The sequence below is a fragment of the Nonomuraea sp. NPDC050478 genome (assembly GCF_044458265.1).
GTDB classification, from domain to species: domain Bacteria; phylum Actinomycetota; class Actinomycetes; order Streptosporangiales; family Streptosporangiaceae; genus Nonomuraea; species Nonomuraea ferruginea.
The window spans coordinates 486,430-500,994 of sequence record NZ_JBITHT010000006.1 but is presented as its reverse complement, the minus strand read 5'-3'; the positions used below and the strand labels follow the sequence as shown (position 1 = coordinate 500,994).

Genomic DNA, 14,565 nt, shown 5'->3' with positions numbered 1-14,565 from the left:
CCGAATGCGACCAATGACGCGCCTGTCGGGCCACGTCCTGTGGTGGGCATCACGCTAGCCGGGGTCAGAACATTTGTCCAGCACGAGTGTTCACACTCTAGGCATGCGGACGACGCCGGGTTCACCCCGGCGTGGTGCTCAACGCGTGGCGGCGAGGATGCTCTCGGCGGTCAGCGCGTCGGTCACGAGCCGGTTGAAGTAGCCGCCCCTGGCACCCGCGATGATCGAGGCCACCTTCTCCCCGCCCACGGCGACGGCGATCGAGTGCGGGATGCGCCGCAGCTCCTCCAGGCCGGCCGCGACCAGGCGTTCGCTGCCCGGATAGCCGACCGGCTCGCCGTCGCGGTCGTAGAAGCGCGAGCAGACGTCGCCCACGGCCCTGCGCAGGCTGGGCTCGTCGCGCGGCACGAACGCGGGCACGACCTGGCGCGTCAGCGGCGGCGAGCCGACGCCCACGACCGCGCACCTGGCCTGCGCCCACAGGTCCATCACCCGGCGCACCGACGGCTCGTGCTGCAGCGAGTAGAACAGCTCGGGGCCAGGCAGCGCGGGCGCGTACAGGTAGTGGGGCACGCCGCCGACCTGGTCGGCCAGCAGGCGGGTGGTCTCGTTGGTCTGGAACCAGGGCTGCGGGTCCTGCTGCCCGCCGACCGCCGGGGCGATCCGCACGCCGGGGAAGCGGCCGAGCCCTTCGCGCGCGCACTCGTACACGGTGCTGCCCGACGACACCAGCACCACGTCGCCCGACTCCAGCCCCACCGCCGCCAGCGCCTTGGCCAGGCCGGGGGCCAGCCACGGGCCCAGCGCGGGGCCGCTGACCTTGGGGACGAGGTGGACGTCGTGGAGGTTCAGCGCGGCGGCGACCTCGCTCGCCAGGTGGCCTCCGGCCAGCCGTTCGGGGCGGTGCACCTTGATCTCGACGATGCCCTGCCTGCGCGCCTCGGTCAGCAGCCGGCTCACGGTCGCCCTGCTGACGCCCAGCCGCTTGGCGATGTCGGCCTGGGTGGCGTCGTGGAGGTAGTACTGCGACGCCGCGGCGTACATCAGCTCCTGGGGGAAGCGGGCTTCCTGTGCGGCGTCGACATTCATGCGCGCGCTCCCTGGGGATTCTCTGAACAATTGTGCTGAACGTATGCGCTCGACTATACCTTCGCGCCGCCCGGAAGAAAGGCTAGCGACCCTGGCGTGAATCCGGGATGCCTGACCGGATCGCGCCCGCGACGAGGGCGTCGCCCAGCGGGGTGCGCGCGTACAGGACGCTGCGGCCGGTCCGGGTGCCGCTGATCAGCCCCGCCTCGCGCAGCGCAGCCAGGTGGCCGCCCGTGGTGCCGAGGCTCTGCCCGAGCAGCGCGGCCAGGTGGGTGGTCGTGGCCGGCGCGGCCAGCTCCTCCAGGACGCGGGCGCGGGTGCGCCCGATCAGCCGCGCCAGACCGGCCCCCGCCCGGCGCCGCCCGGCCGCGATCCCGCGGGCGGGGTAGACCAGCGCGGACGGCCACGCCTCCTCCAGGTACGCGCCCAGGTTGCCGATGAACGCCGACGGCAGGAACAGCAGCCCCTTGCCGCCCAGCCGGTACCACTCGTCCTGCGTGCCCATCGCGATCTCGATGTGGCCGGCGCCGTTCCAGCGCACCTGCTCGCTCAGGCCGTCGAGCGCCGCCGCCCACCCGTAGGCCGCCAGCCGCCCTGCCCGGTGCACCACGTCCCGCTCCAGGATCGCCTGGAAGTGCGGCCACTCCCTGGACACGATCTCCGTCCAGAGCGCCTCGTACGCGTCGGCGATGAGCCGCACCACGTCGGCGCCGAGCAGCAGGGCCCTGGCCTCCTCGGCGGCCGGCGGGCGGCGGGCCAGCACCGCGGCGATCTCGGCGTGCGCCTGCTCGATGGGGGTCTCCCTGACGGCGGACAGCTCCGCCTCGAACGGCACGCCCACACCGGTGGGCGGGGGCGCGATGAAGTCCACGTTCGCGTCGCCCCGGTTGCCGGAGATCACGGCCGTGGCGCGCAGCGCCGGGTGGCGGCGCGTCAGCTCCCGGTACGCCGGCCGCCACCGGTCCACCCACTGCCGGTGCACGCCCGCCGGTCCGCGGCCGTCGAGCAGCCACTGCGCGTGCATGGTCTCGATCAGCGGCGAGATGGCGAACCGGCTGGCGGCCACGTCCTGTGGGGTGACCTCGATCCTGTACACCATCTTTCGGTTATATCCGAAAGCTTCGCCGCGAGCTTGGACCCCGGCCACCATCGGATGAACAGACGAGGCGGCCCCGGCCCTCCCTCCGGGGCCGCCCCTCCCATCCCTCCTGAGGAGATCCGCCTTGTCCACCGAACGCGCGGCGACCTACGGCGAGGTGTTCGCCGTCCGCGAGTTCCGGGTGCTGTTCGGCAGCTTCGCGCTGCTGGTGTCCGGCGACTCGATCAAGATGCTGGCGCTGTCGGTGCTGGTGTACGCGGAGAGCGGCTCGCCCGGACTGGCCGCGGCCGCCTACATGGTGGGCTGGCTGCCGTACATCGTCGGTGGCATGTTCCTGCTGTCGCTGGCCGACCGGCTGCCCGCGCGGGGGCTCATGGTGGTGGGCGAGCTGGTCAGGGTGGTGGTGTGCCTGCTGCTGGCGTACGCCGGGCTGCCGGTCTGGGCGATGCTGGCGCTGGTGCTGGTCACGGGGCTGTTCTCGCCCGTCTTCGGCGCCGCGCGCAGCGCCATGCTGCCGGACGTGCTGCCCGGTGACGCGTTCGTCCTGGGACGGTCGCTCCTGGGCGTCACCTCGGCCGGAGCCCAGATCGGCGGCCTGGCCGTGGGCGGCGCCTTCCTGGCCGCCACCGGCCCCCAGGGCGCCCTCGCGGCCACCGCCGCGCTCTCCGCCTTCGGCGCCCTGATCCTCCGCTTCGGCCTTCCGCCCAGTCCGCCCCGCCAGACTGACCGGAAGGGCTCCGCTTCCGGAGCGGTGCGGACCACGCTGAGGGTCAACAAAGTGCTGCTCGCCGACCGGCGGGTGCGCGGGCTGCTGCTGGCGTCGTGGGTGCCGCCGCTGTTCCTGGCCGGGGGCGAGGCGATGATCGTGCCGTACCTGGGCGGGCAGGGCAAGGCCGGCGTGGTGCTGGCCGCGGCCGCCGCCGGGATGGCGGTGGGGGAGTTCGCCGTCGGCCGGTTCGCCGCGCCGGCGCTGCGGGAGCGGCTCTCGCTGCCGCTGGCGGTGCTGCTCGGGGTGCCGTGGCTGGGGTTCCTGGCCGCGCCCGGCGTCGGGTGGGCCGCAGCCCTCGCCGCCGTCGCGGCCGCGGGCCTCGCCTACCAGCTCGGGCTGCAGCGCCGGTTCGTCGACGCGGTGCCCGAGGACGTGCGCGGGCAGGCGTTCGGGCTGCTGTCGACGGGGCTGATGACCGGGCAGGCGGTGGGCGCGGCGCTCATCGGCGTCGTGGGCGAGGTGTTCTCGCCCCGGCTCGGGATCGTGGTCGCGGGCGCCGCCGGCGTCCTCGCCGCCCTGGCCCTGTGGCGGCCCCTCCGCCCGGAGCCTGCCCTGGAGAGAATCACCGCCGACCAGACCCCCACCCGAACCCCTTGATCCGTAGATCCCCTCTCGGGCAGGGCGCCGCAACGGGTGCCTGAGGCCCGTCGGCCCTGCCGTAAGTTCAGAAAAATCACGACCTTTTGGGAAACCCCTCGGGCTCGGCGCCGTCATGCGTGCCTGACGGCCCGCTCAGCCCGCCGTAGGTCCGGGTTCGGGACCGCGTCCGCTGACGGGGCCGCCCGCGTCAGGGAGGGGAATCGGTCGGCCGAAGCTCTCGGCTGCGGCGCGTCGATCTCAGCGGGTCTCACGGGGGCAGCTCGCCGGAGCCGCGGGGGACGAGGCCGACCGGCAGCACCGGGTGCTCGGCGGGTCCGGTGTCGCCCGAGAGCCTGCGGAACAGCAGCTCGGCCGCCACCCGCCCCATGCGCGCCGGATCCTGCGCCACTACCGTCACGCCGAGCAGGTCCGACAGCTCGAAGTCGTCGAACCCGACCACCGCCGGCCCCCGCCGCCCCGCCAGCGCGCGCAGGGCGGTCACGGTGAGCCGTCCGTTGCCGGTGAACACCGCCGTCGGCGGCCGGTCCAGGGCCAGCATCCGGTCGAGCGCCGCCCGTACGGTGTCGAGCGCGGGGGACCGCATGCACACCAGCCGCTCGTCGTAGAGGTGACCGAGCGCGGTCCGGAAGCCGTGCAGCCGCCGCGCGGCCGTGAAGATCGACGGCTCGTCGCCGAGGAACGCGATCCTGCTGTGCCCGTGCGCGACGAGGTGCCGGGTGGCCAGCGCCGCGCCGCCCGCGTTGTCGGCGAGCACCGTGTCGACGTCGATCCCCGGCCCCGGCGGCCGGTCCACGAACACGGCCGGGGTGCCCGCGTCGAGCTCGGGCCGCAGGTAGGAGTGGTCCTCGCCGGCGGGCACCACGATCAGCCCGTCGACCCGCCGCGCGCAGAACGTGAGCACCAGCTCCCGCTCGCGCTCCGGGTCCTCGCTGGACGACCCGCTGAGCAGCAGGCATCCGTGGGCGGCGGCCACGGACTCCACGGCCCGGCTCAGCCCGGCGTAGAAGGGGTCGGCGACGTCCTCGATGACCAGGCCGATGGTGGCGGTGCGGCCCCGGCGCAGCACGCGGGCGCTCTCGTTGCGGCTGTAGCCGAGCCGGTCGATGGCGGCGCGCACCCGGTCGGCGGTCGCCGGATGCACGCCGGGCTCGCCGTTGACCACGCGGGACACGGTCTTGAGCGCGACGCCCGCGGCCGAGGCGACGTCCTTCATCGTCGGTCTCACGTCTAGGATCCTTTCTCACCTCGCAGTGCCGGACAACGTTGTCAAAGCACTGTGCGACAGGAGGAACCCGATGTCGTTCAGATCCGCACTGCTCGTCGCCGGCATCGTGCTGGCCGGGCTGAACCTCCGGCCCGCCATCGCCGGGGTCTCGCCGCTCCTCGACGAGATCATGACCGACGTCGGGCTCAGCCCCGCAGGAGCCGGCGGCATCTCCACGGTCATGGTGATCTGCCTGGGCGTGTTCGGGCCGTTGGCGCCGCTGCTCGCCCGCCGCATCGGGCTGGACCGCACGCTCCTGGCCGGCCTGCTGCTGCTCGCGCTCGGGGTGGTGCTGCGGGTCCTCGACGGCGCCCCGGTTCTGTACGTGGGCTCGGCCGTCGCGGCGACGGCCATCGCCGTGATGAACGTGATCATGCCCGCCATCGTCAAGCAGCACTTCCCCCACCGGCTGAACCTGCTGACCGGCGTCTACTCCTCGGCCATCGTGGGCGGCGCGGCGGGCGCCTCGGCCCTGGTCATCCCGCTGGAGAACGCCACCGGTCACGACTGGCGCGGCGTGTCGGCGCTGATGGCCGTGCCGGCCCTGGCCGCCGCCCTGCTCTGGCTGCCGCAGGTGTTCGGCAGGCAGGTGCTCCCGCGGCAGGGGCCGCGGCCCATCCGGGCGGTCCTGCGCAGCCGGGTGACCTGGCAGGTGACGGCCTGGATGGGGCTGCAGTCGGCGACGTTCTACATCATGCTGACGTGGCTGCCGAAGATCTTCCTGGACGCCGGGCTGCCCGCCGACCAGGCCGGTTACCTGCTCGGGCTGACGACTTTGGTCCAGGTGGCCGCCACGTTGGGGGTGCCGGTCGTGGCCGGGCGGCGGGCGTCGCAGGTGCCGTACGTGATGGCGGCGGGTGTGCTGACCGGCCTCGGCTACCTGGGGGTGCTGGTGGCGCCGACGACGGTGCCGTGGCTGTGGATGATCGTGCTGGGCATCGGGCAGGGCGCGTCGTTCGCGCTGGCACTGCTGATCATCGCGCTGCGCCCGGCCGACCCGGCGGCGGTGACGGCGCTGTCCGCGGTGGCGCAGTCGCTCGGGTACGTGATCGCGGCGCTCGGCCCGCTGCTGTTCGGGTATCTGGGGCAGGTGTCCGGTGGCTGGTCCGTGCCGCTGGCGGCCGGGCTGGGCGTGGTGGGCGCGCAGCTGGTCACCGGATGGTTCGCGGGACGCCCTGCTACCTTAGGCAAGGCTAACCTTTAGCGAAGGGGTTCGGGGTGCTGACCGAGGTGCTGGAACGCGTCGCCGCCGAGCGCGGTGGCGTGCTGGGCGTGGAGCCGGGCCTGGTCATCGAGCCCGACGAGAGCTGGACGGCCGTCGCCGGTCTGGTGCGGGAGCCGTACACGGTGCTGGGCGAGCTGGTCGACGAGACGGCGGCGCGCTGGAACGCGCCACGCCACGTCGGCGCGGCGCTGTTCTGGAAGACCTACGGCTACTGGCACACGCTGCCGATGGCGCTCGGCTGGGCGCTGGACGGGCGCGTGCCGATCATGAAGCTGGCCGACACGTATGTCAGGCGCTCCGACGCCGGGGTGACGATCGCGGCGAGCCGGGTGAGCTGGACGGAAGGCGCCGGCGCGATCCGGGAGGCGCTGGCGGAGTCGCAGCGGCCCCTGGTCAAGGCGATCGGCTCGATGGCCAGGGTGGGCGAGCGGACCTTGTGGGGCTCGACGGCCGAGGCGTTCGCGCACCCTCTGATCTCGATGGTGCCCGGCGACTACATGGACCTGCTCAGGCGCGTCGGCGAGCCGGTCGACGGCCTGATCGAGCCGTCCGGCGACGGATACTTCCGCCGTACGTGCTGCCTGTGGGTGACGCTGCCGGACGCCGAGCCGTGCGGGAGCTGCTGCGTGCTGAGGAAGCCCGCCGCCTGACCACGGACCTGGGGACGGCGGCTTGGACGGCGTCTGATCGCGGGGACGTGAAGTGCCTTGAACGCGCGGCGTGACCGGGGCGTTACCACGCGGTCACCGGAATGTCGGTGGCGGCGTTTATCGTGGCGGGATGCCCCGCAAGCGAGCGACGATCCGGGAGGTGGCGCGCGCCACGGGCCTGTCCCAGGCCGCCGTCTCCTACGCGCTGCGCGGCGTGCAGGTCGCGCCCGAGACCGTCGAGCGGGTCCGCGCCGCCGCGGCCGAGCTCGGCTACGAGGCCGACCCGATCGCCCGCGCCCTGGCCAGCGGCCGCACCGGCATGATCGGGGTGCTCTGCGCCTCGCTGGAGGACCTCTGGCAGCAGTCGCTGGCCGTGGGCATCAGCAGGGGCCTGCGCGAACGCGACCGCTACGCGCTCATCCTCGACGCCGCCGGCGACCCGGCGCGCGAGCGGGCGCTCGCCGGCCAGCTGCGTGACCAGCGCGTCGACGGCCTCATCGTGCAGCCGCTCGACCCCGCCGCGCCGTTCTGGCCCGAGCTGTGCGCGTCGCTGCCGGTGGTCGCGGTCGGCGACTCGCTGCGCGGCACCGCCGCCGAGGTCGTCTTCGACAACCGGCGCGGCGTCACGCTCGCGCTGGAGCACCTGCGGGCGCTCGGCCACCGCCGCGTCGGCGTGCTCACCCCCACCCGGCCCAGCACCCCCGACCGCCCCGCCGACGTGCACGTCCTGGCCGAGGCCGAGCGGCTGGGCCTCGACATCGAGGTGGCGAGCGCCGCGCACGGCCCGATCGCCGCCACGCGGGCCGCCCGCGACCTGCTCGGCGGCGCCCGGCCGAGCGCCGTCTTCTGCTTCGCCGACTCCATCGCCTACGGCGTCTACGCCGCCGCCCGCGAGCTGGGGCTGTCGATCCCCGGCGACGTCTCGGTGATGGGCTACGACGACCACCCGATGTCCGGCCTGCTCACTCCCGAGCTGTCCACCGTCGACTGGAACATCGACGGCATCGTCGGCGCGGCCGTCCGCCTCATGACCGACGCGGCCGACGGCCAGGGCGAGCGCCGGCGCGTCGTCCAGCTGCCCACCCTGCGCGAGCGCGAGTCGGTGGCCGACCTCAGTCGTCGGGGATGAGCCAGCTGAGCAGCCAGGTCACCACGCTGATGATGATCGCGCCGAAGAACGCGTCGGGCCAGAAGGAGTCGACATGGAAGGGGATGCTCAGCTGGCCGGCCACCCAGCTGGTCAGCAGCAGCATGGCGGCGTTGATGACCAGCAGGAACAACCCGAGGGTGAGCACGATCAGCGCGCACCCGAGGCCTTTCACGATGGGTTTGACGATGGCGTTGATGAGGCCGAAGATCAGCGCGACGACGAGGAGCGTGCCCCAGTAGCTCGCCGAATACTCCGGCGCCGTCACGTCGATGCCGTCGAGGAACTGGACCGCCACCCAGAGCGCGACCGCGGCCGCGAGGGTTCTGATGATGAATCTCACGCTGCTTGATCCTCCCACTGCCGTCGCCATACGGATAGGCCGGAGCGGATCCCGATGCGTTACCGCCCCGCTCGCCCGGGAAAGGGGGAGGTTACCAGGGAGGAGCGAGATGGACGCCACCGGACTCGAAACGCTGTCGGACAGCGAGCTGCACGAACGCGCCGTGCGCTACGCCGTCCGCCATGGGGACCTCGGGTTCCTGTGGAACCTGCTCAAGGTGATCCCCGCGGCCGAGGCGGCCACCGGCCACGCGAGCGAGACGACGGCCGACCTCACCCGCGTCTCGGCGCTGCTGAGCGACGCGATGACCGCGGGCGAGGGCAACCTGGGGGCGGCGCTGCGCCCCGTCTACCTTGAGTATCTACGCGAGCATCCCGACGCCTAGCCGGCCAGCTAGCCGGCCAGCTAGCCGGCCAGCAGGGTGCCCGCCCCGCTGTAGGCGGCCAGGCCGGGGGTGCCGAACTCCTGGCCGTCACGGGTCACGATCAGGCTCTGGTACGGGCCCTCGCCCAGCTCGATCCCGAAGCGCCTGGCGAGCACCGGTCCCATCGCGTACATGGCGGTGGCGTAGGCGTCCGCCACTCCCAGGTCGGGGCCGAGCACGGTGACGGACGACAGGGCGTCCTGCGGCTCGCCCGTACGGGGGTTCACGATCTTGGCGCGGCCGGAGGTCGCGACGGCCAGGTCGTGGGCGAACAGGACCCTGCGCACCACCCCGGTCTTCGGGTCGCGGACGCCGATCCGCCAGCGCTTGCCCGGCGAGGCCGAGCCGCGCACCCGGATGTCGCCGCCGGCGTCGATGAGGTGGTCGACCGCTCCCGACTGCGTCAGCGCCCGTGACAGCCGCTCCAGCGCCCAGCCTTTGATGTAGCCGGACGGGTCGACCCTGCCGTTGATCCGGGCCTCGAACCAGCCGTCGGTCGCTTTGCTCAGTTCGTCGCACCGGTGGAGCACCTCGACGAGCTCCGGCACCTGACGCAGGGTCTGCCCGCGGTTGAGGCGGAAGATCTGGCTGTCCTCGTCGTCCGGGTCGAACGTCTCTTCCACCCACCGCAGCCACCTGAACGCGTGGTCGAGCACGGGAGTGAGCTCCCGCGTCGGCAGGGCGGTACGGATGTCGACACTGACGTGGGTGCCCATGAAGTTCCCGACACGGGCCGTTCCGGGGAAAGTCGTCACCTTCGCCTCCTTGTCCCCAGTAACACTCTCATAACGTCCGTAATGTCGGGTTAAGGGTATGCCGCAGCTTTACCGGCCTTTTACCGTGTCCTGGCCGTCCGCACCTGGGCGCCGGGAACGGCCAGCCGGGAGAGCGCGCCGCGCACGTACCGCTGGAAGTGCCGGGGGCCGGCGAGGATCACCTCGCGCTCGACGATGTCCGGAACCTGCCTGCTCAGGCCGGAGGCGCTCAGCCGCTCCTTCGTCCGCGGGTCGTGCTCCGCGCCGACCACCAGCACCAGGCCGTACCGCTGGTGAAGGTCGAGCAGTTCGGCGTCGACCCGCTCGGTGCGGTAGACGGCGACGGTGTCCGCGCCCTTGCCGGCCAGCAGCCCCCGCAGCGCGCCGGGCTCCAGCCCGGTGGCGATGAGCACGGTGCCCTTCGTGTGCCGGCCGTGGACGCGTACCGCCATGACGGCCGCCACCGCGTACACGGCCAGAGCCGCGCCCGTGACCGGGGACGCGTGACCGAGCAGGTACGCGGCCGGCGCCGCACCCGCTCCCAGACAGAAGAGGAGGGAACCGAGGAATTTCCGCTCACTAGCCATGATTGAACGATGCGTCTCGAAGATGAGAAGCGTCTGAGTAAGGTCTAAAACATGGCTAACGTGCGGGTAGAGCGGACCGAGGACGGCGGATTCCTGGCGACCAATGCCAGAGGCGCCCAGGTGCGGATGGGTGGTGCGGAGGACGGCGTGTTCACGCCTGTCGAGTTGTTGCTCGCGGCGCTGGGCGGATGTCACATCGTCACCGTCGAGCCGCTGACCGCCAAGCGCGGCCAGCGGCTGGTGCGCCTGGCCATGGAGGTCTCGGCCGACAAGGTCGAGCCGAACCGCCTGGGTCCCGTCACCGTCCGCTACGACGTCGAGCTGCCCTCGGAGGAGGCCGACGAGGTGTTCAGGGCGGTGGCGCACCGGGTGCACGAGAAGTACTGCACCGTCGGCCGCTCGCTCGAAGAGGGCACCGAGGTCCGTTTGGAGATCCCGTAGCCCTGATTAAACGGATATTCGACTGCGTTATGACGCGGTCGTTGCATAGGCCCCGGTAGCGTCGTAGACAGGTCGGAAGCATGGTGACCGGCCGAGAGACCTACACCGAAAAGCAGGCAGCGGAGGGGGACCGCTCGTCTGCAGCGCGGGACCGCCGGGGCTTTTGGGGGAAAGCCGACCGGCCTGGACCGCCACCGGACCGGGGTCGGGCAGATTTGGGGGAACTGCCCGGCCCCGGTCTCATACCCACCGGAGCCGGGCGGCAGACCGCCCGGCTCCGACTTTTTGATCTTTGCGTATCGTACGGTTCCGTGACGAAGATCCTCATTGACTGCGATCCCGGCATCGACGACGCCATGGCCCTGGCCCTCGCGGCCGGCGCGCCCGGTCTGGAGGTCGTCGCCGTCACCACCGTGGGCGGCAACGCCGACCTGGCCGTGACCACCAGGAACGCGCTGGCGCTGCGGGAGTTCCTGGACCTGGGCGACATCCCGGTCGCCCCGGGAAGCCCCGGCGCCCTCCTGCACCCCGTCGTCCGCGCCGATCACGTGCACGGACCCACCGGCCTCGGCGCCGCCGTGCTCCCCGAACCGGTGCGCGCCGCGGCGGACGGGCACGCGGTCGACGTCATCATCGACACCCTGCGCGCAGCCCCCGGCGAGGTCACCCTCGTCGCGATCGGCCCGCTCACCAACATCGCGCTCGCCGTCCGCAGGGAGCCGCGCGTCGTGGAGTGGGCCCGCGACCTGGTCATCATGGGCGGCTCCTACACGCGCGGCAACCACAACCCGGCCGCCGAGTTCAACATGCTCGCCGACCCGGAGGCCGCCGCCATCGTCTTCAGGTCCGGCTGGACGGTGAAGATGCTGGGCCTGGACGTGACGCTCACCGCCGTCGTCACCTCCACGGTGCTCGACCGCATGCGGCCGCTCGGCCGTCTGGCCGAGTTCCTGATCCCCGCCGCCACCTCCTACGGCGTGATCACCGCCGACGGCGGCCCCACCATCCACGACGCGTGCGCGGTGGCGTACGTGCTGGACCCGGCCCTGGTCACGATGACGCCGGCCGTGGTCGACGTGGAGACCAGGGGCGAGCACACCCGGGGCATGACCGTCGTGGACTTCCGGCCGATGGACCGTGTCCCCAACGCGCTCGTCGGCACCCACCTGGACGTGGACCGCTTCTGGGACACGATGCTGGACGCGTACGGCAGGCTGGCGGAGCGTCTGGGCTGACGCGTGCGTGGTGCGGGGAGTGTTCGGCGGCTGATACAGTTACACGTGTTGCGGGCGCCGCTAGCTCAGTTGGTCAGAGCAGCTGACTCTTAATCAGCGGGTCCGGGGTTCGAGTCCCTGGCGGCGCACCATCAAGAAACCCCGATTCGGTTCAGCCGGATCGGGGTTGTTTCATGTCCGGACCGGTTTCCGCGACGAGTCCTCCTCCGCCACCTGAGCCCGCGACAGGGCAGGAGTGAGTCTTTGCCTGTGAGCTGTCGAGGGTTGAGGGCATGGGGGAAGAGGCCAACGGAGGAGAGGAACGGTGACATGACAGATGTTTCCGGACAGGGGTCCGGCACCGGTGACCAGCGGCAGATTCTGACGAACCGGCAAGGCCACCCCGTATACGACAACCAGAACCAGCGCACGGTCGGCGCCAGAGGCCCCGCGACGCTGGAGAACTACCAGTTCCTGGAGAAGATCAGCCACTTCGACCGGGAGCGCATCCCGGAGCGGGTGGTGCACGCCCGCGGCGCGACCGCGTTCGGCTTCTTCGAAGCGTACGGGAAGATCGGCGACGAGCCGATCAGCCGCTACACCCGCGCGAAGCTGTTCCAGGAGGCGGGCAAGCGGACCGACGTGGCGCTGCGGTTCTCCACGGTCATCGGCGGCCGGGACTCGGCGGAGACGGCCCGCGACCCTCGGGGGTTCGCGGTCAAGTTCTACACCGAGGACGGCAACTGGGACCTGGTCGGCAACAACCTGGCCGTGTTCTTCATCCGGGACGCGATCAAGTTCCCCGACGTGATCCACTCGCTCAAGCCCGACCCGGTGACGTTCCGGCAGGAGCCCAACCGGATCTTCGACTTCATGTCGCAGACGCCCGAGTGCCTGCACATGCTGGTCAACCTGTTCAGCCCGCGCGGCATCCCGTCCGACTACCGCCACATGCAGGGGTTCGGCGTCAACACGTACAAGTGGGTCAACCAGCAGGGCGAGACCGTGCTGGTCAAGTACCACTGGATGCCCAAGCAGGGCGTGCGCAGCATGACCGAGCTGGACGCCGCCGTCGTCCAGGCCCAGGACCTGGGGCACGCCACCCGTGACCTGCACGAGGCGATCGACCGGGGCGACTACCCCGAGTGGGAGCTGCTCGTGCAGATGATGAGCGACGACGAGCACCCCGAGCTCGACTTCGATCCGCTCGACGACACCAAGGTGTGGCCGGAGAACGAGTTCCCGGCCAGGCCGGTCGGGCGGCTGGTGCTCAACCGCAACGTGTCGAACAACTTCGCCGAGAACGAGCAGATCTCCTTCGGCACCGGCGTGCTGGTCGACGGCCTGGACTTCTCCGACGACAAGATGCTCGTCGGCCGGACGTTCTCGTACAGCGACACCCAGCGTTACCGGGTCGGCCCCAACTACCTGCAGCTCCCGGTCAACCAGGCGAAGAACGCGGAGATCCGGACGAACCAGCGCGACGGTCAGATGACGTACTTCGTCGACACCGCCGGCGAGTCGCCGCACATCAACTACGAGCCGTCGCTGATCGACGGGCTGCGCGAGGCCGAGTACCCGACCGTCGACGAGGAGGGGCCGGTCATCTCCGGGCGGCTGACCCGCAAGCGCATCCCGAGGACCAACGACTACGCCCAGGCAGGGCAGCGTTACCTGCTCATGGAGGAATGGGAACGCGACGACCTGGTGGCCAACTTCACGGCGAACCTCAGGCAGTGCGACCGGCGCATCGCCGAGCGCATGGTCTGGCACTTCCTCATGGCCGAGGACGAGCTGGGCCTGCGCGTCGGCGAGGGGCTCGGCATCACGCCCGACGACGTGGCGCACCTGGAGCCGCTCGCGACCCAGGACCTCACCAAGGAGGAGCGGGAGCGCCTGGCGAACCTCGGCAGGAACGGGCCGCGCGACGTGCAGGGCCTGAAGATGACGCACTGCGTGCCGAACGAGCGCGCCGCGCGCGCCGAGCAGTAGTCCCGGACAGTCCCGGAAGTCACCCCAGGCGGCGGAGCAGGGCCTGCTTCGCCGCACTGAACTCCTCGTCCGTCAGCACGCCCTGGCGGTGCAGCTCGCCGAGCTCGGACAACTGGCCCAGGATCGTCTGCGTCTCCGCCGTCGTGCTCGGCGGCGGGGGCAGCTCGGCGGGCCCGCGCGGGATGCGGGCCAGGACGGCCGCCGCGACCAGGCAGGTCGTCCCGCCGAACCGCTGCACCCCCCACGACAGGCAGCGCGGGTCCTTCTGCGGCGGCCTGAGCGGGCCCTCGTCCTTGGGATGGAAACGCAGGACGCCGTAGCCCATGCCGCTCTGCGGCTTCCACTCCACGCCGGTCAGGTCGGCCACCGCGAACTCCTGCGGGCCCGCCTCGTCCTTGGCCGTCGAGGCGAAACCGGTCCACTCGACGCGCACGCGCTCGCCGTCGAAGCTCACCGTGCCGTCGCCCGCGGTCGCCGTGATCGGCACCTCCGGGCCGGGCAGCACGAAGTCCTCGCACGGCCCCGCAGCCGTCTGCCACACCGCGAGGCTGTCGCGGATCTCGTCGGCGAAGTACTCGGCCGCGCCGGTGCGGTCCTTCGGGATCTGCAACCGGTAAGGGTCGGCGGGCGCGGTGAGCGAGCCCGCCACCGCGTCGGTCAGCGGGTCGGCCCCCTTGCGCAGCCGCAGCCTGAGATGGCCGCCCTTGCGCGCGGGCTCGAACGTGGCGCTCGCGATCGCCTCCAGCGGGATGACCAGCTCTCCGAGCGCCTTGCGGATCTCGTGCACGTCGCGCCCGCTGCCCGGCACGATCCGCAGCGTCTCGCCGTCGAAGGTCCACACGCCGTCGGCAAGCGCGATCTCAGCCATGCGTTCCAGCCTAGTGGCCAGGAAACAATCCGGTAACGGCATTTGACCTGCCAAAACCGGACAAACTAACCTCCTCCATATTCTATAGAAAGTAGAAT

At 71.8% G+C, this 14,565-nt stretch carries 15 protein-coding genes and 1 tRNA gene; 9 read left to right on the top strand and 7 right to left on the bottom strand.

The window, feature by feature from the left end; genetic code table 11:
* Window positions 1-138: 138 nt before the first annotated feature.
* Both ACIBF7_RS31465 and ACIBF7_RS31460 read right to left on the bottom strand, forming a co-directional pair.
* Entirely contained in the window at window positions 139-1,089 is a 951-nt protein-coding gene (locus ACIBF7_RS31465) for a sugar-binding transcriptional regulator (RefSeq protein ID WP_271275405.1), read from the bottom strand.
* Between the two features lie 82 nt (window positions 1,090-1,171).
* On the bottom strand, window positions 1,172-2,188 hold the full coding sequence (locus ACIBF7_RS31460; protein ID WP_397198773.1) for an ArsR/SmtB family transcription factor: 1,017 nt from the start codon (window positions 2,186-2,188) through the stop codon (window positions 1,172-1,174).
* Between the two features lie 124 nt (window positions 2,189-2,312).
* Here ACIBF7_RS31460 and ACIBF7_RS31455 point away from each other — a divergent pair, with 124 nt between their 5' ends.
* On the top strand, window positions 2,313-3,554 hold the full coding sequence (locus tag ACIBF7_RS31455; RefSeq protein WP_397198772.1) for an MFS transporter: 1,242 nt from the start codon (window positions 2,313-2,315) through the stop codon (window positions 3,552-3,554).
* A gap of 250 nt (window positions 3,555-3,804) precedes the next feature.
* Here ACIBF7_RS31455 and ACIBF7_RS31450 read toward each other — a convergent pair whose 3' ends face one another.
* Window positions 3,805-4,782, bottom strand: a complete 978-nt coding sequence (locus ACIBF7_RS31450; RefSeq protein ID WP_378525188.1) for a LacI family DNA-binding transcriptional regulator — start codon at window positions 4,780-4,782, stop codon at window positions 3,805-3,807.
* 70 nt (window positions 4,783-4,852) lie between these two features.
* Between ACIBF7_RS31450 and ACIBF7_RS31445 the strand changes: the two genes are divergently transcribed.
* The 3 genes from ACIBF7_RS31445 (at window position 4,853) to ACIBF7_RS31435 (ending at window position 7,825) form a co-directional block, all read left to right on the top strand.
* Window positions 4,853-6,025 carry a CynX/NimT family MFS transporter gene (locus ACIBF7_RS31445; RefSeq protein ID WP_397198771.1) on the top strand — a complete coding sequence of 391 codons (1,173 nt, stop codon included), beginning with the start codon at window positions 4,853-4,855 and terminating at the stop codon, window positions 6,023-6,025.
* A gap of 14 nt (window positions 6,026-6,039) precedes the next feature.
* The gene (locus tag ACIBF7_RS31440) at window positions 6,040-6,696 is read left to right on the top strand and encodes a (2Fe-2S)-binding protein (protein ID WP_219543746.1); all 657 of its coding nucleotides are present in this window, start codon (window positions 6,040-6,042) and stop codon (window positions 6,694-6,696) included.
* 130 nt (window positions 6,697-6,826) lie between these two features.
* Complete coding sequence (locus ACIBF7_RS31435) at window positions 6,827-7,825, top strand: LacI family DNA-binding transcriptional regulator (RefSeq protein WP_148029557.1); 999 nt, start codon at window positions 6,827-6,829, stop codon at window positions 7,823-7,825.
* Here the strand turns inward: ACIBF7_RS31435 and ACIBF7_RS31430 are convergent.
* Window positions 7,809-8,186 carry a phage holin family protein gene (locus ACIBF7_RS31430; RefSeq protein WP_148029558.1) on the bottom strand — a complete coding sequence of 126 codons (378 nt, stop codon included), beginning with the start codon at window positions 8,184-8,186 and terminating at the stop codon, window positions 7,809-7,811. The genes ACIBF7_RS31435 and ACIBF7_RS31430 overlap by 17 nt on opposite strands.
* A gap of 109 nt (window positions 8,187-8,295) precedes the next feature.
* On the opposite strand from ACIBF7_RS31430, the gene ACIBF7_RS31425 reads away from it, so the two are divergent.
* Window positions 8,296-8,571 (top strand): hypothetical protein, encoded by a 276-nt coding sequence (locus tag ACIBF7_RS31425; RefSeq protein WP_148029559.1) that lies wholly within the window; start codon window positions 8,296-8,298, stop codon window positions 8,569-8,571.
* Window positions 8,572-8,591: 20 nt separating this feature from the next.
* Here the strand turns inward: ACIBF7_RS31425 and ACIBF7_RS31420 are convergent, their stop codons facing one another.
* Together ACIBF7_RS31420 and ACIBF7_RS31415 are read right to left on the bottom strand one after the other, a co-directional pair.
* On the bottom strand, window positions 8,592-9,365 hold the full coding sequence (locus ACIBF7_RS31420) for an FAD:protein FMN transferase (protein WP_148029560.1): 774 nt from the start codon (window positions 9,363-9,365) through the stop codon (window positions 8,592-8,594).
* Window positions 9,366-9,445: 80 nt separating this feature from the next.
* On the bottom strand, window positions 9,446-9,952 hold the full coding sequence (locus tag ACIBF7_RS31415; RefSeq protein ID WP_148029561.1) for a hypothetical protein: 507 nt from the start codon (window positions 9,950-9,952) through the stop codon (window positions 9,446-9,448).
* Between the two features lie 51 nt (window positions 9,953-10,003).
* Between ACIBF7_RS31415 and ACIBF7_RS31410 the strand changes: the two genes are divergently transcribed.
* The 4 genes from ACIBF7_RS31410 (at window position 10,004) to ACIBF7_RS31395 (ending at window position 13,599) form a co-directional block, all read left to right on the top strand.
* A complete protein-coding gene (locus tag ACIBF7_RS31410) occupies window positions 10,004-10,393 on the top strand; it encodes an OsmC family protein (RefSeq protein WP_148029562.1) in 390 nt (129 codons plus the stop codon).
* A gap of 311 nt (window positions 10,394-10,704) precedes the next feature.
* Window positions 10,705-11,628 carry a nucleoside hydrolase gene (locus ACIBF7_RS31405; protein ID WP_397198770.1) on the top strand — a complete coding sequence of 308 codons (924 nt, stop codon included), beginning with the start codon at window positions 10,705-10,707 and terminating at the stop codon, window positions 11,626-11,628.
* Between the two features lie 54 nt (window positions 11,629-11,682).
* Window positions 11,683-11,759, top strand: a tRNA-Lys gene (locus ACIBF7_RS31400).
* A gap of 178 nt (window positions 11,760-11,937) precedes the next feature.
* On the top strand, window positions 11,938-13,599 hold the full coding sequence (locus ACIBF7_RS31395) for a catalase (RefSeq protein ID WP_148029564.1): 1,662 nt from the start codon (window positions 11,938-11,940) through the stop codon (window positions 13,597-13,599).
* A 19-nt stretch (window positions 13,600-13,618) separates the two neighbouring features.
* On the opposite strand, the gene ACIBF7_RS31390 is transcribed toward ACIBF7_RS31395, so the two are convergent.
* Window positions 13,619-14,467 carry a DUF4429 domain-containing protein gene (locus ACIBF7_RS31390; protein WP_148029565.1) on the bottom strand — a complete coding sequence of 283 codons (849 nt, stop codon included), beginning with the start codon at window positions 14,465-14,467 and terminating at the stop codon, window positions 13,619-13,621.
* Between the last annotated feature and the right edge of the window lie 98 nt (window positions 14,468-14,565).

Excerpts from the sequence above, each read along its gene's own strand:
- ACIBF7_RS31435 (WP_148029557.1), top strand. The coding sequence starts at position 6,827 with ATGCCCCGCAAGCGAGCGACGATCCGGGAGGTGGCGCGCGCCACGGGC.
- ACIBF7_RS31425 (WP_148029559.1), top strand. The coding sequence starts at position 8,296 with ATGGACGCCACCGGACTCGAAACGCTGTCGGACAGCGAGCTGCACGAA.
- ACIBF7_RS31410 (WP_148029562.1), top strand. The coding sequence starts at position 10,004 with ATGGCTAACGTGCGGGTAGAGCGGACCGAGGACGGCGGATTCCTGGCG.
- ACIBF7_RS31460 (WP_397198773.1), bottom strand. The coding sequence starts at position 2,188 with ATGGTGTACAGGATCGAGGTCACCCCACAGGACGTGGCCGCCAGCCGG.
- ACIBF7_RS31445 (WP_397198771.1), top strand. The coding sequence starts at position 4,853 with ATGTCGTTCAGATCCGCACTGCTCGTCGCCGGCATCGTGCTGGCCGGG.
- ACIBF7_RS31415 (WP_148029561.1), bottom strand. The coding sequence starts at position 9,952 with ATGGCTAGTGAGCGGAAATTCCTCGGTTCCCTCCTCTTCTGTCTGGGA.
- ACIBF7_RS31465 (WP_271275405.1), bottom strand. The coding sequence starts at position 1,089 with ATGAATGTCGACGCCGCACAGGAAGCCCGCTTCCCCCAGGAGCTGATG.
- ACIBF7_RS31395 (WP_148029564.1), top strand. The coding sequence starts at position 11,938 with ATGACAGATGTTTCCGGACAGGGGTCCGGCACCGGTGACCAGCGGCAG.
- ACIBF7_RS31390 (WP_148029565.1), bottom strand. The coding sequence starts at position 14,467 with ATGGCTGAGATCGCGCTTGCCGACGGCGTGTGGACCTTCGACGGCGAG.